This window comes from Pontimicrobium sp. MEBiC06410 (assembly GCF_053601615.1).
In genome coordinates, this window is sequence record NZ_JBSHNT010000149.1 from 229,126 (window position 1) to 254,690 (window position 25,565).

The following is a 25,565-nucleotide window of genomic DNA, read 5'->3' on the forward strand; positions in this document are numbered from 1 at the left end:
TTTAAGAGGAATACAGTTTCATCTTTAAATCTTCAAAAGTATCCGAAAGATAAAAAGAACACAAACTCCTTATTCTAATAATAAGCTCTTGATAAAGGAAACTCCCATCATCATTTTTTCGTTCTAAAACATTAAGTAAACCATAATCTTTAATAGTATCAAGCTCTTTTTCAAGTAAGTTAGAGCTTAATATAATTCCCTTTATTGCAGCCTGCAAGTCATTACAAAAAAGTAGGGCAACTTTATCAGCTATAATTTCCATTAATCTAGAAGTAATCAATAGATTTTGCGATTTACTTTCATCGCTTTCAGCTTTACTAATTAAACTAATGTTTAATCTTTCGCTTACATCTAGAATATTTTGGCCTTTTTCGGCAATATTTGTAGCCTTTTCTACACTTTTAATAATCTTTGTGTACTTATCAACGTTAGAAAGGTTGCCAAGTAAATTTCCAATGCTTCCAGCAAAAGGAATAATACTTAATACCGTAGTTAGGAAAGAAAAACCTTTTTCTGCAGCACCACGCCAAACATCTGTAGATGTTATTTTAGTATGTTCAAAATAAATATGAGCCAACTCTGTAGCGACTAAAAACTTAAGTTCGTTATTGTTTAATTGATGTTTACTATTAACCTCAATAAAATCAACACCAATAATTAAATACGGCGGACTACCTTCAACACCAATAATAGTATTAGAATAATTAGCCCTTCCTATATAACATTCAGGCGTACTTATGCTAAGCGCATAGCACATGTTGGTTATTATTTTATAAACTTCAGGGTAATTTGTAGCAGTTAATTTATCGGAAAAAGAAATAACTGCATCATAATTAGGCGATTGTATTGATGCAATGTAACTATTTAACGAATCGAAAAAACCAGTAGCATATTTAAAACATTCAGGAACAACATCTTTTAAAATATCATTTTTTATTAAACGCTTATAATGCGCTTTGGTGTACTTTACATAATGATACTGTAATTCTTTAAGTTGTAAACTATATTCTATATCCAGCGCTTTTTGTTTAGTTTCATTACTAGCATGCAAGGCTAGTAATCTGTAGTTTAAAAGCGGCTGTAATTGTGCTAGTTTTAGATCGGTATCTATAGTATTTACATGTTGTTTCTTTTGCCAGCTTAAAATAGCCTCTAAAAGCGTTATTTTTAATTGCTGTCCGCCTTCACCTTGTAATATATTTGTAGTATTGGTTGGTAATAAATCTATAATACTATCGTCGGGGAGTGTTTCGTAAATACCCCTATAAACATGTATAGCATCTTCATAGCGCTCAGCTTTAGCTAATAATTTGCCGTAGGTTAAATTAAATTCAAACAAAAGCTCTTCTTTATTTACCTCTTTTAAAAACTGAAATTTAAAATAATCGTAAAAAGCAATAGTATGTTTTACAGCTTTAGTCTCTTTTAACTCTAATAAAAGTTTAAATAATTTATATTGCTCTTTATAATTAATATCCCAATCAATACAAATTTGAATTAAGTCCTTTCCAAAAGATGGCGTAGTCTCACTAAAAGATTTAAATACAGAAAGTAATGTTGCTGTATATTCTTTTTTTATTTGAAAAGATTTTAGATATCTAATGCATTGGCTCTTTAAATCATTAATAGTACTTGAAGACGTTTTATGAGCAATAGCATAACAAGTTGAAGCTAAGCCTACAACTTTGGCCTTCGCTTTAGAGTCCTTAAGAATACAATCTGCAAAAATGACAATGCGGGATTCCTTTGTTAACACTACAGGAAATAAGGCTGCATATAAGGAATCATTCATAAAATCTGTATAAAACGAAAAGGCTTTACCTTCTATAAGATCTTTTCCCCTTTTTTCGTGTAAAACTATGTTTTCATTAGAAATGTCTATAATCTGCATTGTATTATCGTTGTTTCCAATAAGTAAAACCCTAAACGATGTAATTATAAAGTGCCAAGTATAACCTTTAGAATTCACCGTAGCATCATTAAATAATATAGAGTTTATATTGAGAATGCTTAAAACCTGTTCATTATTATAAAGTTGATGAAAAATATAATTTTTTGTAAAAGCATTAATATACTGGATGTAGGGGAGCTTTTCACTATTATGCAAAGCATATAAACCATCATCTTGAAGGTTTAAAATATAGTGTTGTATAGCAATAAAAACAGGATTCTTTTTAATATCTGTTTTAGAGTGATTACTAGTTTCTATGTAAGTATCTAGTTTTATAGATAGCGCTTCTTCGGTAACATGTAAAATAGTTTCTTTTTTTATAAACTGAAGTCTAGTAGCCTTAATTGTATCTTTTCCTTCTTTAATATCATAATCTAAAATAAGTTTGTTTGGAGTTGTATTACACTTATAAAGTGTAGTACCTATATAAGGAATATCTGCATTTATAATAGATTTTAAGTCTTTTAAACTAAATTTAGGAGTTATAAAAATTGGAGCTGAGTTTGAAGCTGTTTTTTTTAAAAGATTAAGCATAAATAGCAGTTAAATTTAGAAAGCATAAATTATTTAAAATATAATAGATATAAAAGAATAACATGAAAATTGTTTTACTATATATATTTGTATAGATTTACTTCTCGTTTACATTACTACTCAGTAAAAATAAAAAGAGCACTAAAAAAGAAATATGTCGATTTTTAAAAAAGACCCACTACAAATTATAGCATTTAATAGCTACGGCAGTGATATGTTTTTTTATTTGCGAGGTAGAGCTTTAGAAGACGAATCTATAGATTTAGAAGATAAAAGTTGGTTTAGGCTTATAGTAAATACATGGAAGCGTTTTGAGTCTGATGAAATTAGAAACACTCCTTTAGATATTATATTACCTAATGGAAAGGTTATAAAAACAAAAACAAATTATAAGGGCTACTTTAAAGTTAAAGCCGAATTAAAAGACCTAACAAAATATACTAATAGCGAAGGCTGGCTAACGTTTCATATTTCATATAGTGATATAGATATAAAGCGGAAAATTCAAAACAATAATAAGTTTCCTGCAGAAATTTTAATTCCATCTAAAGCCGCTCAATTTGGAGTTGTAAGCGATATAGATGATACCATACTGTATACAGGTGTTGCTTCTACACTAAAATGGAGATTGTTATTTAATACCTTTTTTAAAGCTGCTAAAAATAGATTGCCCCTAGAAGGTGCTGCCGAATTCTATCACCAATTGCATCGAGGTAAAACGGGTAATGAAAGGAATCCTATTTTTTATGTAAGTCATAGTCCATGGAATTTGTATAGGTATTTAGAATTGTTTTTAAAACAAAATAATTTTCCTAAAGGTCCTATTTTATTAAGAAGTTTTGGAGATATTTTAAAACGTAAATCGAATGTTAAGATTCCTAGAAAACAAAAAGAAATATTAAATTTATTAAAAATGTACCCTAAGCTTCCTTTTATACTAATAGGAGATAGTGGAGAACACGATCTAGATATTTATATTGAAATTGCAGAACGCTTTCCTAATAGAATTAAAGCTATTTATTTAAGAAGTGTTAACCACAAAAAGAAACTACTTAGAGTAAAAAGTTTGTTAGGTAATTATAAAGCAACACCAGCATTATTGGTTGAAAGTAGCGAACAGGCTATTGCACATGCAAAGAAAAATGGTTTTATATAATCTAGAAAAGGCCGTTAATTTCGGCATCTATTTTGTTAATAATACTACCTAAATCTTCAGGATTAGATACAAAATCTAAATTATCAACATCAATAACTAACAAATTACCTTTATTATAACCAGTAATCCATGCTTCGTAACGCTCATTTAAACGACTTAAATAGTCGATGCTTATTGAGTTTTCATAATCACGACCACGCTTATGAATTTGCGATACTAAGTTAGAAATAGAGCTTCTTAAGTAAATTAATAAATCCGGACCTTGTACAAATCCTTCCATTAAATCAAAAAGAGATTTATAGTTCTCAAAATCACGATTTGTCATTAAGCCCATAGCATGTAAGTTTGGAGCAAAAATATGAGCATCTTCATAAATAGTACGATCTTGTATAATATCTTTACCACTTTCACGTATTTGCGAGACTTGACGAAAACGACTATTTAAAAAGTAAACCTGTAGGTTAAAACTCCAGCGCTCCATTTGGTTATAGAAATCGTCTAAGTAAGGATTATCTACTACATCTTCTAATTGAGCTTCCCATCCATAATGTTTAGCTAATAGTTTTGTAAGCGTAGTTTTTCCTGCTCCTATGTTTCCGGCAATGGCAACGTGCATATTTATTTCTTTTTTAGTTGGTAACGATGAAGAAATTCATCGGCGTAAATATACAGGATTTCGTTGGTTACAAAAAACTGTTTTATTAATAAATTAGGAATTGCAATAGGGTTAATAGTATTCGTCTCTTTATTAAGATAAAATAACGCGTTTTCTTTTTGTAAAATTAAATTGTCATTATTTTCTTTTAGAGCAGTAAACCCTTTATTCTCTATTTTATAAAGTAAACTACCAAAGTAATTATAAGCATATAAATAGTTTTCTGTAAGTAGCCAGCAATTATTATAATTACTTACCATATCTAGCACTTTACTTTTTACAGGCAATGTTACAGCCCTTGTTTTGTTAATTTTATAATCGAATAACTCTAAAATTTGTAAGTCTTGATTAAATAACCATAAAGTATTATCGCTTCCAGTAGAAACATGAGAAACGTTTTTATAAGGCGTAACAGTATTAAAATCTAATCTATAAATTTCGGCTAATCTATTATCTAGTATAATAACAGTATTAAAAGCCTTATAGAAAATATTTATTTTTAAAGGATTAAATGTGTTTACAGTAGTAATCGTCCCTAATTGTATGTTGCTGTATTTTAAGTTTCCTTGTGCTTTTTGTGCAATAAATGTATTGTCTTTAGTATAAAACAACGTTTTAAAATTGTCTATACTAACAACATTGTCTCCGTTAAACGGAGTTTTATCTAGTATTGTTGTAGTTAGTGTCTCTTGGCCAATAGCAAAATAAGAGACAAACAGTAATAGGTAGTATGTAATTTTCATTGTAAAGCAAATTACAAAAACTAAACCAATTTTAATACACTAATTTGTAACCAAACCCGCGCACGTTAATTATTTGTATCGTATCGTCTTGTTTTAGCTTTTTTCTAAGCTTGCTAATAAATACATCCATACTTCTAGCACTAAAAAAATCATCGTTTCCCCAAAGCTTAGTTAATATAAGTGAACGATCTAATACCTGATTTTTATTTTTTATTAAATGAAATAGTAAATGAGCTTCCCTGTGCGTTAATTGGTTTACGGTTTCGGCTTTATACTGTAGAGTTTGTTTCGGGAAATCGAAAGTATAATCGCTTATTTTAAGTATTTCAGATGTTTTTTGAATAGTTGTTCGTTGCAATAAATTATTTATACGTACAATTAACTCTTCCATACTAAAAGGTTTTTTTAAGTAATCGTTACCACCAATAGTAAAACCTTCTACAACATCTTGTGTTTGCGATTTTGCGGTTAAAAAAATAATAGGAATACTGTTATCTATAGTTCTTACATCTTTAGCAAGCGTAAATCCATCTTTTTTGGGCATCATAACATCTAGAACAAGCAATTCTGGCTGTTCATTTTTATACGTGGTAAGTGCCTTTTCTCCATCCTCACAGAGCAATACATTAAAATGTCTAGTCTCTAAGCTTTCTTTAATGATCTGCCCTAAAGCTGGTTCGTCCTCAGCTAATAATATGGTTGTTTTTTGTTGTGTATTCATAATAATGAAAATTGCTGCATTTAAATTTTAGGGATGACTATTTTAAAAGTGGTATTGTTTTTTAGAATAACAGAAATTGTACCCTCATGTTTTTCAATAATTTTTTTAGTATAGTATAGCCCAATTCCAAAGCCCTTAATATCATGCGTATTACCTTTAGGTACACGGTAAAACTTTTCGAAAATCTGATTTACATTAGCTTGAGTTAATGTATTACCATTATCACTAATTAATATATCTATAGTATTTTCTTTTTCAATAAGTGTTGCAGAAATTATATTGCCACCATACTTAATAGCGTTATCAATGATATTATTAATAGCATTTTCAAAATGAAAAAGGTCTACATTAGTTAGTATAATTTTTGATGAGGTCTTAAAGTTAATAGTCTTATCTTTTACTTGTATTTTATGCTTATCTACTATTAATTGTAATACATTTACAATATCTACACTCTCTTTTTTTAATTCTAAACTATCACTATCTAAAGAAGCGGTCTCTAACAATTTTTCTACCATAAGCGTTAGCTTAGAAAGTTGGTTGGTGGATAAGTTTAAATATGATTTTGTTTTAGCCTTGTCATCTATTACATTAAAGTTTTTAATACCCTCTAGGGCAACACTAATAGTAGCTATTGGTGTTTTAAATTCATGTGTAATATTACTTATAAGATCGTTTTTTACCTCGGCAAGTTCTTTTTGATGCCTAATAATTTTTAACATATATATTAAGCAGCTAATAACCGCAAGAACAAGTAAAATAGAAATTAAAATACCAGAAAGAATACGTTTTAAAATGATTTTTGTTTCATTACTAAAATAAACACTTAGGTTACTATATTCTGGTAAAAACATAGATTTTGAAGTCGTTTTTAAGGCAGAAGAATCTATAGCTTTGGTGTTAAAAAACTGTGTGCTACTAACTGGAGATTTAAAACTCAATCCATAATTTAAGTTTAAATTTTTACGTTGAAACTCTATTTTTAATAACGAATCTATATTTTTTAATTGTAAAGAATCACTAGTAATAGAAATAACAACTTTGGATGTTAATTCTTCAAATTTATTATTTAATGAATCTTGAACATTACTCCAAAGAGAGTCTTTTTCAAAAGGGTTAAAATGGCCATGCCTAATTTTTGTAAAAATGGAATCGTTATGCTTAGTTTTATAAACCTGTATACTTTCGTTAACATTTAGGGGGGCTACAGAATCTAAGTTTGTGTTTTCTAATTCATTAATTAATACATCTAAAGAAGAGTAGTTATATATAGGACCGCTAGAGTAGATGCTGTTACGCGAGAAAAAATGGCGTGTTTGTTGTTTTGCCAAGTTTTCAAAATATCCATCTACAGCATTATCCAAGCTTACTTGTACATCATTAATAAGCTGTTGTTTATTTGTTAAGTAGTTTTTGTAGTTCCAATACACCTGAATACTTATTGTACCAGCAATAACAAATAATATTACATACAAAATCCATTTTAGTTTTTTACTATTCATAGGTCAAAAGTAAGTGTTAAAAGTAAAGAAAACCAGATGCTTAACACACGTTAACACTGGTTAACTAAAAACATAAGCTAATATTGACACCTTTGTAGTGTAATAATAATTAAATAATAAAAACAATGAAACAAACAGTATTAATAATATTTACAGTATTACTATCTGGTACACTTTTAGCTCAAGATTTTCAAGGTGTAGCCACTTACAAATCGCATAGAAAGTTAGATATTAAATTAGATAGCACACAAGTAGATTCTGGAATGAAAGAGATGGTAATGGCTCAACTTAAAAAACAGTTTGAGAAAACTTACACATTAACCTTTAATAAAGAAGCTTCAATATATAAAGAAGATGAGCAATTAAGTGCGCCTCAGCCATCAGGGATGCAAGTTGTTATGATTAATACTGGTGGGTCTGACGTACTGTATAAAAACACAAAGGAAAAACGTTTTGTTAACCAAAATGAATCGTTTAGTAAGCTTTTTTTAATAAAAGACTCATTAAAAACGTTCGATTGGAAATTAACAGGAGAAACTAAAAATATTGGAGAATACACATGTTATAAAGCAACCTTAAAAAGAGAAAGAGAAGTTATAAAAACAAGCTTTAGTTTTAATGGAAATGAAAGCGAAAAAGAAGATGAAAACGAAGCTCCAGAAATGGAAGAATATATAACAACAGCATGGTATACAACCCAAATACCAGTAAATAACGGACCAGGAAATTACTATGGTTTACCAGGCTTAATCTTAGAAGTTAATAATGGAAGAGAGACTTTAATTTGTAGTAAAATAGTGCTAAACCCTAAAAAGAAAATAGAGATTGTAGAGCCTAAAAAAGGTAAAGAAATAACACAGGAAAAGTACGATGCTATTATAGATAAAAAAATTAAAGAAATGAACGAACAGTTCTCAAGAAAAGATAGAGATGGAAATAATTTTAGCATTAGTATTGGAGGCTAGCAAATACATTTCTTAAAAAATTAAGAATATTTTAACGTATTAAAATTAAACGCTCTGTAACATATTAAGTCTAAAAGAGTCTAACGGTTATTATATAATCGTATTTTTGAAGAAATAAGAAACTAAGACTCAATCTAATACTTAATACAATGAGATTTAAATCTACCAAAACGCTAATTGCTTGTTTAGCACTTTTTGCATCAACATTTACATACGCACAAGATAGCTTTCAAGGCATAGCAACATACCAATCTAAAACAACAATGGATTTAGATGGTTGGGGAGGGCGAAAAATGAGCCCAGAGCGTAAAAAAATGATAATGGAAAGAATGAAGAGCATGTTTGAAAAAACATTCATTTTAACCTTTAACAAAACTGAGTCTTTATATAAAGAAGAAGAGAAATTAGCTGCTCCAGGAGGTAGAGGAGGATTTGGAAGAATGATGGGGAGTTTTACTGCAGGAGCACAATATAAAAATGTAAAAGACAATCAGTTTTTGCAAGATCAAGAGTTTTTTGGAAAGCAATTTTTAATTAAAGAAGACTTACAAAAATTAGAATGGAAAATGACAGGAGAGACTAAGCAAATTGGTCAGTACATGTGTATGAAAGCTACTGCTATGAAAAAGGTAGATGAAATGGATTTTATGAATATGCGTAGAAAGCGTAAAAAAGATGAAGACAAGAAAGACGAAAAGGATAAGGCAGAGAAAAAAGGAAATAGAAGTGTAGCAGCTAGTGGAAGCATGGAGAAAGCTAAAGACAACACTATAAAAGAGGACGATAAAGCAGTTACAGAAAAGACAGAGAAAACAGCTGAAACAACTACAGATGCAGAGAATAAAACTAAAGATTTTATGTCTGAAATAGAAGTGCCTAAAGAAATAGAAGTAACAGCTTGGTACACTATGCAAATTCCAGTAAATCAAGGTCCAGGTGAGTATTGGGGGCTTCCAGGTTTAATATTAGAAGTTAATGCAGGGCGTACAACCTTATTGTGTTCTAAAATAGTAATGAATCCAGCAGAGAAATCTGAAATTAAAAAACCAACTAAAGGGAAAGAAGTAACAAAAAAAGAATACAACGATATTATTAAGAAAAAAATGGAAGAAATGCGAGAAATGTACGGTGGTAGAAACCGTGGCAAAGGAGGAAGACATCGCTAATAATTTTCTTTTTATTACTAAAAAAACAAACCAATTTATATAGATGAAAAAAATTATTTTAGTGTTGCTTTTAATAGCGACTAGCACAACTATTGCCCAGGTTAGGCTTGAAGGTGTAGTAAAAGATAGTATTGGAGAACCTTTAGAGTTAGCCAATGTTGTTGCAATAAACCAAATAACAAATATTCTAGACTCTTATGGCATTACTAACGAACAGGGGAAATATAAATTGTCGTTAGAGAAAAATACCAAATACAAACTACAGATAAGTTATATTGGTATGAAAACTAAAGAAGAATTTATAGAAACTAAAGAAGCAGCTATAGATAAGAATTTTATTTTACAAAACGATACAACACTAGATGAGATAGAATTAACGTACGAAATGCCTGTAACTATTAAAGGCGATACTTTAGTATATAATGCAGATTCCTTTAAAAATGGAACAGAGCGAAAACTAGAAGACGTATTAGAAAAATTACCAGGCGTCGAAATAAATACAGATGGACAAATAGAAGTAGAAGGTAAGGTCGTCTCTAAAGTTTTAGTAGAAGGTAAAGAGTTTTTTGATGGAGACTCTAAATTAGCAACAAAAAATATACCCGCAAATGCTGTAGACAAAGTACAGGTTTTAAAGAATTTTTCTGAAGTAGGGCAATTAAAAGGTGTACAAAATAACCAAGATAATGTTGCAATAAATATAAAATTAAAAGAAGGTAAAAAGAACTTTTGGTTTGGAGATGTTACAGTTGGAGGAGGAAAATCTGAAGATAATGAACTATATATAGCGCAACCAAAGTTATTTTATTATAGCCCAGAGAAAAGTATCAACTTTATTGGAGACTTAAATAATATTGGAGAACTAGCCTTTACACGTAGAGATTTCTTTAATTTTAGCGGTGGTTTTAGAGCACCTAGCCAAAGTAGTGGTACTAATATTAATATAGGGAACAGTAGTTTAAATTTTGCAAGCCTTCAAAATAACAGAGCAAAAGATATTAATACCAAATTTGGAGCAGCTAACTTTAATGTCTCTCCTAACAAAGCATTAGATGTAGGTGGTTTTGCTATATTTACAAGCAGTAGAACAAGACTTCAAGAAAATAGAAATGTAGAGTATACAGATTCAGATTTAAACATTCCTGATGAAAATACGGCAAGTAATACAAGGCAGAGCAGCGATCAAGGTTTAGTAAAACTTAATGCAAGATATCAACCAAATGCAAATAATCAATTAGACTATGATATTTTAGGAAAACTATCTAAAGAAACCCAAAATCAAAACTTTTTATCCTCAGTAATAGGAAACATAGATCAAATTGAAACAGCAAAACCATTTAGTTTAAACCAAAGCTTAAACTATTATTACACATTAAATGATAATAATATTTTTGCTTTTGAAGGATTGCATAAAATTTCGGACGAAGACCCATTCTATAATGCCATTTTAGAAGATAAAACTAACTATGGAGTTACAGCAGCAGGTTTAGGTTTAGACGAAGATCAATCTAACTATAACATAGCACAAGAAAAACGTGTAAAATCTAATCAAGTAGATGCTAAGCTAGATTATTGGAATGTATTAACACCAAAAAGTAATATCAACTTTACCTTAGGAACTATTTACAGTAAACAAAAATTTAATACAGGAATTTTTCAATTTTTAGATAATGGTACACGGTTTGATCCAACACCAGTAGCAAATGATGGTTTAGATACCAATAATACAGAATACACATTTAGCGATGTTTATTTAGGAGCACACTACCGTTTTAAAACAGGAATTTTTACATTTACTCCAGGAGTTTCAGCACATACATACAGTGCAGTTAATAACCAATTCGGAACAGAGGTAAAAGATAATTTCTTTAGAGTATTACCAGACTTTAATATGTTAATACAACTTAAAAAGAGCGAAACAATACAGTTTAATTACCGTATGCAAACACAGTTTACAGACGTAACTAATTTAGCAAGAGGGTTGGTATTAAATAATTATAACTCGTTATATTCTGGAAACCCTAATTTAGAAAGTGCTTTGGCTCATAACATTAGTTTAAACTATTTTAGTTTTAATTTATTTAACTATACTAATGTATTTGGTAGACTATCCTACACTAAAAACATAGATAGAATTAGAAACACCTCTTTATTCCAGCCAGGAAGTGTTGTTAATGTGAGTTCATCTATAAATTCAGATTTTGCAGATGAAAGCTTTAATGCTTTTGGACGTTTCCAACGTACATTTGGTAAAATAAAAGCGTCTATAAATGGTAACTTTAACTATTCTAAATTTAATCAGTTAATTAATAATAGAGTGTCTAGTAATGAAAACTTTACGCAATCGTACAGATTGGAGTTTAGTTCTAACTTTAGAAAGGCGCCAAATTTCGATATTAGATATGGTTATACTATAAACGATAATAATCAAGGAACATCAAGTTCTAAGTTTTTTACACATTCACCTTCAGTAAATTTCGATGCACTATTATTTAAAACATTAACATTTAAAACAGACTACACGTTTAACGACTATAGAAACGAAGAGACCTCTATTAATACTTACGAGTTTTGGAATGCCTCTTTAGCATACAGAAAAAATGAAGATAGTAAGTTTGAGTACGAGCTAAAAGCGACAAACTTATTAAACACTAAAGCACAAAATAATACAAGTGTAGGTGCTTTTTCTGTAAGTGCAACAGAATACTTTATTCAGCCTAGATTTTTAACCTTTAGAGTTATTTATAGCTTATAAGAGATTAATATTTGTAAAAATGAAAAGAGTCTTTTATTTAAAGACTCTTTTTTTTGTTTTTAAGTAATTCATTATCAATAAGTATTTAATTTTATTAAAAAAAGGTGCTATTTTTATTTTGTACACTTATAAAACTAAGTTATATTTGCATCCGGTTTTGGGGAGATACTCAAGCGGCCAACGAGGGCAGACTGTAAATCTGCTGACTATGTCTTCGCAGGTTCGAATCCTGCTCTCCCCACTAAAACTTAAAAAGTCTACACAAAAGTGTAGACTTTTTTTATTGTCTTCTTTTTTTCTTTTCTTGTTTTACAAATTTACTTGTATCTGTATTTAATAAACTATTGTCTGGATTAAAACTACTTAAAGCAAAGGCAATACTAGGATTGTCTTTAATGTAATTTGCAACAGCATCGAAAGCTATATGTTGTGCATAATCTTTAAGCGTTTCATGCCTCGTGTATTCGTGCTTTAAAGCTTTTAAAAAAGTATTAATGTTAGCACTATTAGTTTCTTCTTTATAGATAGAATGGATTCCTTGTTTTAATAGTTTTTCATTAGAGAAGTTTCCAAAGTAATTATTTAAACAATTATACGCATCATTATTTTCTCGCCAACCTTTAAGTAAAGGTGCTTGAGCTTTAGTAGTATCTTCAATTTTATATTTGTAAACTAAAGAAGCTTTTACGTATTGTGATTGTTTTAAATAGTTATCTATTACAATTTGGTAATGCTTATCTGCTTCCATTTTATTATTAGTAAGCTTATATAAATCACCAACTTTTTCATTTCGATTAAGTTCGGTGTAAAGGGGGATAGCTTTGTTGTAAAATTTCCCGCTTTCATAAGCTTTTGCAGCGAGTTCTTTGTTTTTAGTAAACTTTAAATGTATAAGAGCTGCTTCTTGATAGTACTTTCCTTCTTCTAGAATTGTTGCCGCTTTAAAGTGGTTTTTTAATAGTTTTATATAAATAGATGCTGCTTTTTTGTAATCCTTGTTTTTAATAGCTTCATCTGCAAGCTTTTCATACTCTTTCCTTAAAGCTTCCATGCGTTCAGAATCTATGGTAGCAGAATTGTCAGCACCTTTAGTATTTCTATTAAAGCTATTAATAATAGCTAAGATTATAATAATTACCAATGTAAAAACGATGACTTTTAAAAGCGTTGTAAACAAGCCCAATAGACTACTATTAGTAATTCCGCTAAATAGTTTTATGGCAAGAAGTGCTACTATAAAAAATAGACCCCATTTTACTAGTTTAGAAATTAATTTAGAAAAAGAATTGCCTCCACCTTTTTTAGAACCAAATACTTTAAAAACACCACCACCATCATCTCTAGAAGTGCCTAGCATATCCAAAGGTAGTGCCCTAGACAGTGCTAAGTTTGGATTGCTTTTAAATAGCGAAAGTAGTTTGTCTGTTTCTTTTTGATTTTTAAGTAATAGCTTTTCGAAATCTTTTTTCCATTTAGATTTAGTAGAGTGGCTTCTATTAGCTGAGGTATTAAGCCATTTAAATAACCCTTTGCCCTCAACATCAAAACCGCCTTTGCTGTTTTGTTTAGATGTAAAAAGTGTTTTAAAAAGCTTTAATTTGGCTTTGTCAAAACCATTTAGCGTTTCTTTTTTTGGAGGTTCAACTTTTAAGTCTAATGCTTTTATAATATCGATTTCTTCATCAGCAATTAATTGAAAGCTTTTAATAGTTTGTGGACTGTATATTGTTTTTGCTGGTTTAGTAATATTTATATGTTGTGGTTGCTCTAATTGCAATATGTTATTCCACAAAATAGGCTCGTTTAATGTAACCCAACCAAAATCTGGATGAAATATATGAGGATGATTAAAAACAGATTCGGCTTCCTTTTTTGAAAGCTTCGGGCTTATTTTAGAGAATTCAGGGATGTATATATAATCATGAATAGATTGAAAGAGAATAACGTTTAGCTGCTTTACACTCTCATTAAATGTAGATAACATAACAAAGCAACCATACAGCTCATTTACATTAGCACTTGCAATAGCGTAGATAGGCGTTTGGACTAAATCTACATTTAAAAATTGCAAAGCATTAAGCCATAGGTTAGGAGTATGCCCTTTTATAATAATCCCTTTTAGGGAATGAGTGTTAGATTTAGTTGGGGTAATATTAACCTTCATGTGTAATAATATGGCTTATAAATGGATTAATATATTTAGTTTTAAAGTTATCCAAGCTAATTGTTGTTAGCTTATTATTTACGGGTAAAAAATAACTATTCCCTGCAAATTCGCTATGCGTAGCCATTGCAATTTTAAAATTTAAAACGGCTGTTATATAAAACATAGGAATAGTAGCTAGGCTGCTTTTAAAAATAAATTGCCCGTTTTTTACATGTATCGTACTACCATCTTTAGTTTCAAAATAATCTGTTTTAATATAACATATAGCCTCTAGAGTTTCTATTTCTTGTTTGAGTGTTTCAGCATTTTCAATACTATAATCACTTACAAGTATAGATGGCGCATTAGCAACTAATTTTTGAGCGTCCTGCAAAGAAATATTTAACTTCACTTTTAAGAGTTTAATAAGACTTAATGGGTTGCCACTAATTCGTTTTAAATAGAGTGTTGTTTTGGCTTTAAATGGTATTGAGTTTTCGAAAGTACGATAGTAATATGAAGATTTGTTCTTAGCTAGTAAATTTGAGTCTTCTAATGTAAACCCAGAAATTTCTATAAAGAAGTATTTGGAGTCTTGATACTCTATAGTAATACCGCTTACATTTTTAAGAATGTTATAATTAATTTTGTCTACTCTAAGCTGTCTCCTAAAATTAGAAATAGCTTCTTGATGCTTTAATAAGGATTCATGATAAGAAGCGCCTCCATTCAGCTTATATAATTTAGAGTCGTCAGCAATAGACCAAAAATCGGTTTTGTTAGTTAAAATAATATTGTTTTCGGAAGTATATAAAATAGCCGGATTATTATCAAAAGCTTTATTATATATACGTTTTGATTTAAGCTCTTTAGTACTAAGGTTTAATGTTTGCGTTTGGCGCATTCTATTAGAAAAAGAAACTAAAAGGCGTTCTTTTTTTTCATTAGTTTTAATCGTATAACGGTAATTATAATTATATGGAAACCTTTCATACACTAGTTGAAGCCCTTTATTGATGCCTTTAGAAGTTAAATTATAGAGATTAGAGTTTTGAATAATGTATACTTCATTCTTATACGGAATAACAACAGCGTTCGACTTATCTATTGGTTCTAATAAGATGTGATCTAATTGTAAATCGTTACTTCTTATAGGTTGCTGAAGCTTAGGTTTTGGTTTCTGAGATTCCCATATTTCTTGATAAGGTAATACAATGTGCTGAAAATGTTTTCTGTTTTTATTTTGATGTTTATAAAAATTAATAGCACCATCTGTTTTAGTCGTAATAATGTAGTTAATAGTATTGTAATTAGTGTAAATTACATTTTGTAAACTACTATTATTTAAGCTGTCTTCTTCGGTAAGTAAAAAAACTTCCTGTGCGTTTATTTCGGTATGCTCATCTAGAAACGATTGAAGCCCATTGGCACAATGTAAAGTACCCGATAAAAAATGTTGACTCTCTATAACTTGTAATGTGGAGCCTATAAATGCTTCTTTATAATGGTCTCCAATACTATAAACACGATACGAAAAATCCGATTTAGGATGTGTAGCTATAGCTATTGCTGTAGCAAAAGAGAGTAATTTGGGAATGCCCCAATTTTTTAAAGAGGCATCAATTAAAAAAATACGCTCTTTAGTATTATGCTCTGGAGGCGTTTCTCTTTCTATATATAAAGCTTCGTTATTTGCTATTCTAGACATAAACGTATCATCGTCGTGAGCAAATTCAGAAATTAATAATCTACTAAAATCTCCTTTATTAGTAATGTCCGAAACACCACCTAAAGGTTGATTGCTTGGTAAACTATTATGCATTGGTATATTTAACCCAGACCAAATTCGTTTTATTAAACTTCCTATTTGGTATGTGTCTTTATGTTCTATTAATTGGTCTACTAGATTCTTATTGGTTTCAACTTCTGGAGATAAACGTTTTTCTATTGTTATAGTCTCTACAAGTTCATTATTTACTGGTACGTTATTAATAGTATTAATAATATCTTGAGGAGACTTAAAACGTCTTACAAGCAAAGCGATAATTCTAAAGTCTTCCTCTACAGTTTTATAAGTTACAGCCTCTCTTGTTTGCTGCATCATGTAATGAGAGTGTCCTTTTCTTGTATTATCTAGTAACAATCTAGATTTATTTTTACTTAATCTGTTATGGCAGTTTTTAAATAAATTTTGAAATAATTGCGTTTTGTTTTCCCCAGTTTTATAGTGTTCAGGTAAATCCCAGATATAATCTAAAATTATAATAGCATTTGTAATTGTTTTATTAGACTGTCCATGCTCTGTAATTAAATCGGTTTTAAACTTGCTAAAAGTAGCGTCTTGAATAGTATTACTACTAGCAATTAAAACTAATAAAAAGCTCCCAAATGGCGGGATTCCTTGTATTACCAAATCCTCTAAATCATTTAAAATTGAATCAAAATAAGCAATGGTTTGCCCATTAGGGATGGCACTAACATAATTAGTATAACTAGGAGCCTCTGAGTTTGCAGCCTGCCACTCCCAGAAATAGTTTTTATAGGGTTTAAAATAATTATGCATAGTTATATTTTAGTGCTAGATAACGACAATCTAAATGAGCTAATACTTAAAGGGAGGCAATCTAATTTTGGAATTAAACTATAACTACTGTCTTTATGCCACAATACATAATATAAGCTGGAAGGATTTATTTTAGCATTAATATTAGAACTTAAAATAGGGTATTCTAAATGATGTCCGTTAGGAAATAAAAAGTCTTGGTCTAGCCAATAGCTATCGCCTTGTATAGGTAATGTTGGTGTACCAATAATTAATAATACATTAGTATTTATAATGGTGTATTTTAAGTTATTAAACCTATACGAAGCCGTACTTTCTATTGTTTCTTTTGTACTTAAATTAAGCATTGCTAAAATAGCAGAGGTGCTTTGTTCTTTTTTTGAAGGCACAATTTTTGGAGTTATGGTATCGTGAATTCCAAAAAAGTTATAATTAATTTTTGGTTCTTCTATTACTAAGGCTTGTGCAATTGGAGACCATAACAATGCCGTTGGTAATTTTGTTTTTGGTAATAAACTGTCCTTAGGAAATAATAAGAGCTCCTTAATATAAAATATAGATTTAGAGGGAAGTGTATTCACTTCTGGGCCATTTATTTGTTCTAAACTAAAACCTTTAATCCAAATATCATTACCACTAAAAGCAACTTTAAGGTTGTTAAAGTGCCTTATTTGCGATAATGATTGCATGTACTCTTTAGTAGTGAGTACTATAAAGTCTAAAGGGTTTGAAGAATGCTTTGCCATAATGCATCAATCTCTGTTTTTATATATTGTTTCTGTTCTGGGTTAGAAATCCAATCTGCTCTACTCTGTATATAGCGTAATTTGTCTTTTATAATATTCTGCTCTTCAAAAGATAATGATTCGTTAGCCCATTGCTCTTTTAATAAATTAACCTCTTTAATAACGTCTTCAGAGTTTGGAGCTTTATTGTATAGAGCTTGAGGGTGAGAACTTTCGGTAATATCATTTTCAATAATATTATTAATGATGCCTTCAAGTATTTCTATTTGCTCTTCGGTTTCCCATACGTATTTTAACACCCATAAGTCGGATAGAATGGCTTCTTCTCGATGACACATTACAGCGCTTGCTGCTATAAGATTTTGAAGCTTTACAGCACGTCTGTCTGATACATTAATACCCGTATTACGTATATTGTGTATTACATCTACGTAAGTGTTAATAATAGGGCTAAGATTAACTTGTTTTGCTTGAGCTTGTAAAGCAGTAATTAGTTCTGGTGTAACAGTTGGTGGTGTTTTAATATCATTTTTTTCTAATTTCCACCCAGCAAGCAGTACTTGATTTAGTAAATCGGGGTTTACATAATCGCATTTTACTCTTACTAAAAAACGATCAAATAAGGCGCCTAAGGCCTCATCTTCTGGGAGTACATTACTTGCTCCAACAAACATTAAAGCAGGAAGTTTTAATATTTGTTTACCACGGCGTAATACTTTTTCGTTTAGAGCCATAAGTAAACTATTAAGAATAGCACTATTAGCATTAAAAATTTCATCTAAAAATACCATGGAGGCTTCTGGCATCATGCCTTCTATATTGGTAACAAGCTCTCCTTCTCTTAATTTTTTAATATCAAATGGTCCAAAAAGCTCATTAGGCTCTGTGAAACGAGTTAATAAATACTCGAAATTTTTACCATTTTCAATGCCTTTAGAGAGGGCTTTTACAATGGCACTTTTAGCAGTACCAGGAGGCCCTAATAAAAAAGTGTTTTCTTTAGCAATAAGGCTAATACCTAGTAAATCTATAACATCATCTTTACCTATAAAGGTTGTTTTTATATGTTGTAAAACAGCTTTTAATTGTTCTATATTAGTGTTCATTTGTTTTAATTTCATTTGGTTTTAGAGTGTTCCAAAAATGGTTTTTATAGTAACCAAGTCTATTGTGTAATAGCGTATTTATATAGGGTATTTCTGCCCACTGTAATTGTTTTCTTTCAATAATTCTGTTTAGATATAGTTGAGTTAAACAATCATTTTTAAAAAAGGTTGCATAGTCTATAGCTGGAGGAATGCAATCGTTGTGTATAGCAGAATAATGCCAGGTCTTTAAAATAGTTTCTAAAATTAGAATTAAAGGGTCTTCTGCATCAATACGTTTTAGCTCAAAATTAATTTGAGGTACAAAACGTAAACATAAATCTGCCGAGAGTATAGCAGAAGCGTTAATAGTTCCTTCAAAATTAGGAAATAGTATGGTTAAATCTTTTTTTGTGTCTTTGCGATGTAATAATAATAAAGCCGAATAGTAGACTATTTTACTAGCCCAAAGCGCAGCTTTTGGATTAAATTTAGGAGGCGTAAAGGGATAGTTTAAACTTTCGTTTTCATAATCTTGCTCTAAAAATAAAAGCACATCGTCATCCTCACTTTTTGTTGTTTTTAAAACATCATCGTGTATAACTAGATGCTCTTCTTGTCTTAAAGAAGACATTGTTTTTAAAAAGTTGTTTGGTTTTAGTTTAGACATTGTAGGGCTCTCGAATAAAGGAGGTTTTGTTTTATGTTAGGTAACACGTAATATTTTTTCCATTTTACGACCTCTAGCTAATTCATCTACAAGTTTATCTAAATAACGTACCTGGTCTTTAATAAGTGCTTCTAGTTTTTTGTTATTATATCCCGTTAACCATTCAATAACTTGATGTAGCTTTTCTATACTTCTTCCTTTGTTTTCAACTTTTGTTACATAATGCGGGTATACGGAAACAAATGTCATTTTCGCAATGCGTTCGTCATAATGGCTCGTTGTACTCATATTTATAGACATAAGTTTTAATTTTCTATTAACCAAATTACTTAAAAAAATGGTTGTTTACACTTGTGTACTAAGATAGCAAAAAGGAATAGTGTACAAGGTTTTTACTGGAATTTCTGTATTTAGGAATTAGAATTTAATTTGTACGTTTGTCTATCTATATATAAATAGCCCCTAAAAAAGTATGTATGAAAGCTGGAGGGAAAGGACTTAAAAAAACAAAAAAACCTTGGCCTACTAAAGATGCAATGACCCAAGTATATAAAATGAAACTTTGGGGAGGTCATAAAACGTTCGATTTTTACTCTGGTGAAGGCTCTCATAATCTTGAAATAGTAAATCCGTATATAGACGTTTTAAAAACATTTTTAACCACTTTTAAAACGCCTTTAGTAGTATGCGATTTGGGCTGTGGTGATTTTAATGTAGGAAAAGAGTTAGTAAAGTATACTAAAAAATATGTAGCTGTAGATATAGTAACAGACCTGATAGCGAGAAATACAGAAAAATTTAAAGCTGCGCATTTAGAGTTTCAATGTTTGGACATAGCTGTAGATAATTTACCTGTAGGCGATTGTGCTATTTTAAGGCAAGTATTACAGCATTTATCTAATGCGGAAGTGCAAAATGTTGCGCGTAAACTAGTTAATTATAAGCATGTTATTGTAACGGAGCATTTGCCCAAGGGAAATTTTACACCCAATAAAGATATTATTTCTGGACAGGGTATTCGATTAAAAAAAGATAGCGGACTAGATTTATTAGCGCCTCCATTTAACTTAAAAGTAATAACACAAAAACAGTTGCTATCTCTTGATTTAGATAATAATAAAGGGGCTATTGTTACTACGTATTATAAACTTTTTTAATCTAGCTAACTTTAGTTTTTTATAAATCGCTGAAAGATAAATGTTCTAATGTATTTGTTATAGATAATGAGAATGCATAAATGTCTTGTAAAGCTTCGGTAGAAGGTTTTTCTTTCTTAAAATCTGCTGGACTCGAATTTGGGCCATAAATTTAATATAATCAGGAACACTTACTGTCTCTTTAAATACTGTATTTGCTCCTGATATAGAGACTATGTCGTGTAAGTAATTTACCTAAGGTTTTTGTTTGTTTCTGTTAATTTATATTTCGAAATATACCCAGATGTATCTCCACCCAAGTAAAGGTAGCCATTGTGCTCTTCAACCGAGGTCGCTTCTGCTACATACGCTCCAGATGTATCGTAATATGTTTTTAGAATTTTACCAGTACTACTTAAGTGCATTAACATTCCGTATGGTACTGCTTTGGGTTGCAAAAAAGAAGGGAGGCCGTAAACGATTTTTTTTACTAGTGGTTTAGAGTGTATATTGTCTAAGCTTTCATCTCTTTTGGTAGAAAAACCAAGCCAAAAACTACCATCTAATCTTCTAGAAATTCCGTTTGGAAAACCAGGCAAGTTATCTAAAAAAATGTCTTTAGTGCCTTTTTTATCCCCTTTAAGCCAATATCTAATGATCCTATATCTTGCTAAATCTACCATTAAAACAAAATCATCGTTTTGAGATACAGCAACTCCATTTCCAAAATATGTTCCATCTATAAGTGTTTTTACGCGTTTGGTTTTTTGGTTATAACTGTAAAGCCCGCCATCTGGTTTAGCTTCCATTAATAGTTTCCAAATATGCTTATTGCTAAAGGTTAGTTTTGATGATGTATTTGTAAAATAGATTATTCCATCTTTGGCGATATCTACATCATTAGGTATTAGAAACTTGTTGCCATTTTCATCTTCGCTAGCCAAAGTTTTTATTTTACCGTTTTGGTCGATACTTATTAAGCCTCTTTCTAAGTCGCAAGCAATAAGGTTTTGATTGCTATCAAAATGTAACCCTGCAACCCAAGAGTTTGAATTAGAAAAAACAGAAACGTTTCCAGAGGTATCAATTTTTAAAACCCTTCCATCTGTGAAGTCCGTTTTAGAAATATGTACTCCACAGTATAAGTTTCCTTGATTATCTACAGCAATGTCTTCTGGGCCATACCAACCTTCTAAATTAATTCGCTCTGTTGTTTTTAATAATTCATTCTCTGCTAAGGCCCCTTCTTGTTTTTGTACTGGCAATGGAGACCAAGCTACAGCACTAAATGACCAAGAGTTGTACAAAATGCTAATACTAAATAGTGTAAGTATTATAATAATTGACAACATTATTTTCTTTTTTATTTTCATTGTGTTTATTTTTTAAAATTATAAAACACAAAGAAATAACCGTTTTATTATTTACTTCTTGACATTTGTTATGAAATGAGAATTTCTTTTCTAACTCTACTTAGCGACTCTGAGGCTATACCAAGGAAACTTGCAATTTGGTGTTGAGGTGCTCTGGTTACAATTTTTTTATCGTAATTTTTTAAAAAATCTAAGTATTTCTTTTTTGCCGACTTTGTCTGCATTGTTAAAGTTCTTTCTAAAGCACAGAGATGATTTCTTTCGGCTAAAATTCTTCCAAATTTTTCAAATTTTAAAGAGTTTTTATATAACTGATGTAAGCTATGTGAAGATAGTTCATAAACGATACTATCTTCAATAACTTCTAAAACTTCCGACGAAGGTATTTGGTTTATAAAGCTGTTAAAAACGGTTACAAATTGCTTATCGCAAGCAAAATAGGTTGTAATATTTTTATCGTCTATTTTTTTATATGTTCTAAATAATCCAGATTCAATAAAGTATAACGATTTTGCCGTTTTACCTTCGTCTATTAATATGGTTTTAGCTTTGTGCTTTTGTCTTTTTAATTGATTAGCAAATACCTCCCATTCGCTTTCTGTTAACCCAATTAATTCTTTTAATATTTTACTTAATTCATCCATTTTTTAATTATTGCTTGCAATTTAAGCTATTAGTAGTTACGTAGGTTAATACTTAATTTTTAAAGCACATACTAAACTTAAAATTCATAAGGATTTTTTAGAAGTGGGCAAGAACAAGTAATTATTTATAGCATTGTTAAGCACAGTTTTTATTTACTTAATTTTTGAATCATATTTTTAGAACGATTAACAAGTCGTTGTTCATTTGATGGATTCAGTTCTACTACTTTTCTATAATTTTCTATAGCCAACTTATTATTACCCTCCGTTTTGTATGCATAGTATTGTCCTAATCCATAGTATCCTCCAAAATAATTTGGGAATTCAGCTGTAATTAATTCGAACACTTTTTGTGACTTTTCGGGCTCATCTTTAAAGTAACTGAAGCCTAATCTAATAAGTCCCTCTTCAATGGTATCATACTTACTCGGGTTGGATTTTATTTCTTTAAATTTAGTTGTGATATTTTCTATACCATTATCCTTAATATCTTTTTCAAGTGCAATTTCTGTAGGCATGGGTATTTGGTCACCTGAAAAGAGACTCGCTAAACCTAAAGCTTTTCTTTTTAAGCCACCTAAACTCCCGTTATTTGTATATATAGCTACAGTAATCTTTTCAGAAGGTACTCTTAAAGTAGTATTTAAAAAACCAGTCGAGCTTCCTCCATGCATTAAGTATTTTTTACCGTTTTTTTTCTCAATTTGCCAACCAAACCCATAGCCTTTTCCATCAGTTTTCCCATTTTTATCCCAATTTGAGAAAGCATCATTTATTAAGTCTTTACTAACTAGTGTTGCATTATATAAACTTTCATCCCATTTTGCATAATCGCTTACAGATGAGTAAATACCGCCATCACCTTGAATCGCCGACCATTTACTTTGGTCTCTGTTTTTGTATTTACTTTTTATTAATTTATAACCATAGGCTCGATTTTTAATCTGTATATCTTTTGAATACACTACACTATTGGTCATGTCTAGTTTTTCAAAAATTTCTTCGCCTATAAAGTTTTGGAATGTTCTGCCAGAAACTCGTTCTATAATCATAGCTAAAACAGCATAACCAGAATTACTGTATTTGTATTTAGAATTTGCAGGAAACAAAAGGCTGTCTTGTTTTATTAGAAGATTAAGTACATCTTTATCAATAAGTTGTTTTTCTGCGTCTTTTGGATATAGTTTATTATAAGCTTGCAAACCTGATCTATGCGACAATAGGTTTTTAATAGTAATTTCTTTCCCATATTCGGGAAATTCAGGAATTACTTCTGTTAATTTAGTGTTGTATTTTAATTTTCCTTGATTTATTAAAATTAATATACCCATCGCTGTAAACTGTTTTGTTACAGATGCAAGTCTATAATTAGTTTCACAATTAGCAGGAATTTTATTTTCTAAATCTGCATATCCAAAACTTTGGCAATCTTTTATTTTGCCATCCTTTATAACAATAAAACTTGCACTTGGTTTTTCATCAATGTAGTCTTGAAATAAAAAATTTATTAAATTTTGTTTGTCATCTTTCTTTTTTAATAGTTTTTCGGAAGGCTTACATCCAGATATAATGATTAAAAAGGCTAATGTTAAATATGTGTATTTCATTTTTTTAAATTGTGCCTAACGGTCTCGGCTATGATTTCGTTGTGGAATCATCCGCAGGATTATTCCGCTGAGAAATCAGTCATTGATTAATACTTTTATTTTGATGTGACACATAACCACAATGAATTATAGCTATTATTCTACGTTGGCTTTTATTTCCATTTATTTTCAAACTCTTCTTTTTCTATCGAAAACTTCACAAATTCATTCAAATCAAGATTTTGGTCTGCAAGTCCACCAAACTCATCTTCAATATTTTGGTTATCATATTTCAGGACTTTTCCATTCTCGTACGCCTCAACTTGTCTTAAGACTACTCCTTTATCGTCCGTCTCAAAGTACCAAATAGATTTTTCCCAACTATCATATTGGTCTCCACGTGTTTCATTCCAATTTCGTTTATAGTAATTCATTCATTTAGTTCTTTCCAGCACTTTTGTACTTCTCTTTCGACTTCTTCTTCCATTTTAGGTAACTCATTTAGAATCCAATCTTTACTTTCTTTAGTCAGATAATTTTTGTTTTCAGACAGTTTAAATTCCATTGCATTTTTGATTAATGGAATCAAATCTTTCGTTTCTGTATCTCCATTTGCAAAATTTGGTTCGATTAAATATCCTAAAATGTCTTTCTCATATTTTGGTTTGTAATATAAAATGTGAGTTACAATCGGAAAATAGAAGTAAAAAAAACTATTGGTATTCGATTGATATTGAATCTTATTAAATTCCGAAATCAACAATTCAGATTGCGAGTCAGAAGTATTAAAGTCCAATTCGCGAAGTAATTCATAAGCCTTTTTCGCACTTGGCTTAATTTCTCCCATTCTCTTTAAGTCAGAAAATGCTTTTTCAAATTCCGATTTAATTTCTTTGTTTTTTATCCAATCTAAAATTCTCAATTAGTTCTGTTTTTAGCTTGCGTACAACGGTCTTGTATATGCCTTGTAGCGTGTTAAATTAGCGATTATTTTTCGATTAAGCACAAGCCAGATTTTTAAATTTTACTATTTATCTTTTTTATTGGAAATCGTCAAATTTAAAAATTCGGCGACTTTCCAAATATACCTTGACTTCGATTAATTAACTGATTAACTATGAGTTATGTGCGTCTTAAGTTTGTCTTTCACTAAATTTATATAATAAAATAGAAAGAACAAAAGAGAGAAATAAGATTACTATACACGGAGAAGCTAAGACTTCGAAAACATTGATAATCCTCTCCCTTTAATTACTTAAGCTTCGTTCAGTTCTGTGAGAGCTAGATCTCGTTTTCAAGTTGTTGAAATGTGAGTAGCATCTGTTCTTTCCAAAATTCAGTTCTTATGATTAAAGATAGAAAAATTTATGGTATTGACATTAGTAAATCTGTATTTGATATTTACAGTAAATCTAAAGGTCATGTTGAATTAAAAAATGATGAATCTGGTTTTAAACAACTTTTAAAA

At 30.1% G+C, this 25,565-nt stretch carries 21 protein-coding genes and 1 tRNA gene; 6 read left to right on the top strand and 16 right to left on the bottom strand.

The genetic code is table 11. The features are described 5' to 3' along the window. Position 1: 1 nt before the first annotated feature. Complete coding sequence (locus ACVC08_RS09450; RefSeq protein ID WP_452601846.1) at positions 2 to 2,485, bottom strand: hypothetical protein; 2,484 nt, start codon at positions 2,483 to 2,485, stop codon at positions 2 to 4. A gap of 154 nt (positions 2,486 to 2,639) precedes the next feature. Here ACVC08_RS09450 and ACVC08_RS09455 point away from each other — a divergent pair, with 154 nt between their 5' ends. Further along, entirely contained in the window at positions 2,640 to 3,641 is a 1,002-nt protein-coding gene (locus tag ACVC08_RS09455; RefSeq protein WP_452601847.1) for an App1 family protein, read from the top strand. 1 nt (position 3,642) lies between these two features. Here ACVC08_RS09455 and ACVC08_RS09460 read toward each other — a convergent pair whose 3' ends face one another. Genes ACVC08_RS09460 through ACVC08_RS09475 form a run of 4 tightly spaced genes read right to left on the bottom strand, consistent with a single transcriptional unit; the run spans position 3,643 to position 7,262 of the window. Then, positions 3,643 to 4,257, bottom strand: coding sequence for a deoxynucleoside kinase (locus tag ACVC08_RS09460; RefSeq protein WP_452601848.1), 615 nt, complete (start codon positions 4,255 to 4,257; stop codon positions 3,643 to 3,645). A 2-nt stretch (positions 4,258 to 4,259) separates the two neighbouring features. Next, positions 4,260 to 5,039: a hypothetical protein gene (locus ACVC08_RS09465; protein ID WP_452601849.1), complete on the bottom strand. Its 780-nt coding sequence runs from the start codon at positions 5,037 to 5,039 to the stop codon at positions 4,260 to 4,262. A 31-nt stretch (positions 5,040 to 5,070) separates the two neighbouring features. Continuing rightward, positions 5,071 to 5,760, bottom strand: a complete 690-nt coding sequence (locus ACVC08_RS09470; RefSeq protein ID WP_452601850.1) for a response regulator transcription factor — start codon at positions 5,758 to 5,760, stop codon at positions 5,071 to 5,073. Between the two features lie 20 nt (positions 5,761 to 5,780). Continuing rightward, on the bottom strand, positions 5,781 to 7,262 hold the full coding sequence (locus ACVC08_RS09475; protein WP_452601851.1) for a sensor histidine kinase: 1,482 nt from the start codon (positions 7,260 to 7,262) through the stop codon (positions 5,781 to 5,783). Between the two features lie 125 nt (positions 7,263 to 7,387). On the opposite strand from ACVC08_RS09475, the gene ACVC08_RS09480 reads away from it, so the two are divergent. The 4 genes from ACVC08_RS09480 to ACVC08_RS09495 all read left to right on the top strand — a co-directional run bounded on the left by ACVC08_RS09480 (position 7,388) and on the right by ACVC08_RS09495 (position 12,389). Then, positions 7,388 to 8,227 carry a GLPGLI family protein gene (locus ACVC08_RS09480; protein ID WP_452601852.1) on the top strand — a complete coding sequence of 280 codons (840 nt, stop codon included), beginning with the start codon at positions 7,388 to 7,390 and terminating at the stop codon, positions 8,225 to 8,227. 149 nt (positions 8,228 to 8,376) lie between these two features. After that, complete coding sequence (locus tag ACVC08_RS09485) at positions 8,377 to 9,393, top strand: GLPGLI family protein (RefSeq protein ID WP_452601853.1); 1,017 nt, start codon at positions 8,377 to 8,379, stop codon at positions 9,391 to 9,393. A gap of 43 nt (positions 9,394 to 9,436) precedes the next feature. Beyond that, on the top strand, positions 9,437 to 12,148 hold the full coding sequence (locus tag ACVC08_RS09490) for a carboxypeptidase-like regulatory domain-containing protein (protein ID WP_452601854.1): 2,712 nt from the start codon (positions 9,437 to 9,439) through the stop codon (positions 12,146 to 12,148). Between the two features lie 159 nt (positions 12,149 to 12,307). After that, positions 12,308 to 12,389 (top strand) — tRNA-Tyr (locus tag ACVC08_RS09495). 39 nt (positions 12,390 to 12,428) lie between these two features. Here the strand turns inward: ACVC08_RS09495 and ACVC08_RS09500 are convergent. Genes ACVC08_RS09500 through ACVC08_RS09525 form a run of 6 tightly spaced genes read right to left on the bottom strand, consistent with a single transcriptional unit; the run spans position 12,429 to position 19,646 of the window. Continuing rightward, positions 12,429 to 14,312 (bottom strand): hypothetical protein, encoded by a 1,884-nt coding sequence (locus tag ACVC08_RS09500; protein ID WP_452601855.1) that lies wholly within the window; start codon positions 14,310 to 14,312, stop codon positions 12,429 to 12,431. Beyond that, positions 14,302 to 16,857 carry a ribosomal protein L7/L12 gene (locus ACVC08_RS09505; RefSeq protein ID WP_452601856.1) on the bottom strand — a complete coding sequence of 852 codons (2,556 nt, stop codon included), beginning with the start codon at positions 16,855 to 16,857 and terminating at the stop codon, positions 14,302 to 14,304. The genes ACVC08_RS09500 and ACVC08_RS09505 overlap by 11 nt, the downstream gene beginning before the upstream one ends. Before the next feature lie 2 nt (positions 16,858 to 16,859). After that, positions 16,860 to 17,603, bottom strand: coding sequence for a hypothetical protein (locus ACVC08_RS09510; RefSeq protein ID WP_452601857.1), 744 nt, complete (start codon positions 17,601 to 17,603; stop codon positions 16,860 to 16,862). Then, a complete protein-coding gene (locus ACVC08_RS09515) occupies positions 17,576 to 18,724 on the bottom strand; it encodes an AAA family ATPase (protein ID WP_452601858.1) in 1,149 nt (382 codons plus the stop codon). Before ACVC08_RS09515 ends, ACVC08_RS09510 begins: the two co-directional genes overlap by 28 nt. Continuing rightward, the gene (locus ACVC08_RS09520) at positions 18,699 to 19,358 is read right to left on the bottom strand and encodes a hypothetical protein (protein ID WP_452601859.1); all 660 of its coding nucleotides are present in this window, start codon (positions 19,356 to 19,358) and stop codon (positions 18,699 to 18,701) included. Before ACVC08_RS09520 ends, ACVC08_RS09515 begins: the two co-directional genes overlap by 26 nt. A gap of 36 nt (positions 19,359 to 19,394) precedes the next feature. Then, positions 19,395 to 19,646, bottom strand: coding sequence for a DUF2200 family protein (locus tag ACVC08_RS09525; protein WP_452601860.1), 252 nt, complete (start codon positions 19,644 to 19,646; stop codon positions 19,395 to 19,397). A gap of 188 nt (positions 19,647 to 19,834) precedes the next feature. On the opposite strand from ACVC08_RS09525, the gene ACVC08_RS09530 reads away from it, so the two are divergent. Beyond that, complete coding sequence (locus ACVC08_RS09530; RefSeq protein WP_452601861.1) at positions 19,835 to 20,515, top strand: methyltransferase domain-containing protein; 681 nt, start codon at positions 19,835 to 19,837, stop codon at positions 20,513 to 20,515. A 230-nt stretch (positions 20,516 to 20,745) separates the two neighbouring features. Here the strand turns inward: ACVC08_RS09530 and ACVC08_RS09535 are convergent, their stop codons facing one another. The 5 genes from ACVC08_RS09535 to ACVC08_RS09555 all read right to left on the bottom strand — a co-directional run bounded on the left by ACVC08_RS09535 (position 20,746) and on the right by ACVC08_RS09555 (position 25,019). Beyond that, on the bottom strand, positions 20,746 to 21,867 hold the full coding sequence (locus tag ACVC08_RS09535; protein ID WP_452601862.1) for an SMP-30/gluconolactonase/LRE family protein: 1,122 nt from the start codon (positions 21,865 to 21,867) through the stop codon (positions 20,746 to 20,748). Between the two features lie 68 nt (positions 21,868 to 21,935). Then, positions 21,936 to 22,511: a Crp/Fnr family transcriptional regulator gene (locus tag ACVC08_RS09540; RefSeq protein ID WP_452601863.1), complete on the bottom strand. Its 576-nt coding sequence runs from the start codon at positions 22,509 to 22,511 to the stop codon at positions 21,936 to 21,938. Positions 22,512 to 22,660: 149 nt separating this feature from the next. Further along, complete coding sequence (locus tag ACVC08_RS09545) at positions 22,661 to 24,118, bottom strand: serine hydrolase domain-containing protein (RefSeq protein ID WP_452601864.1); 1,458 nt, start codon at positions 24,116 to 24,118, stop codon at positions 22,661 to 22,663. Between the two features lie 152 nt (positions 24,119 to 24,270). Further along, positions 24,271 to 24,531 (bottom strand): hypothetical protein, encoded by a 261-nt coding sequence (locus tag ACVC08_RS09550; RefSeq protein ID WP_452601865.1) that lies wholly within the window; start codon positions 24,529 to 24,531, stop codon positions 24,271 to 24,273. Further along, on the bottom strand, positions 24,528 to 25,019 hold the full coding sequence (locus ACVC08_RS09555) for a hypothetical protein (protein ID WP_452601866.1): 492 nt from the start codon (positions 25,017 to 25,019) through the stop codon (positions 24,528 to 24,530). Before ACVC08_RS09555 ends, ACVC08_RS09550 begins: the two co-directional genes overlap by 4 nt. Positions 25,020 to 25,565: the final 546 nt, after the last annotated feature.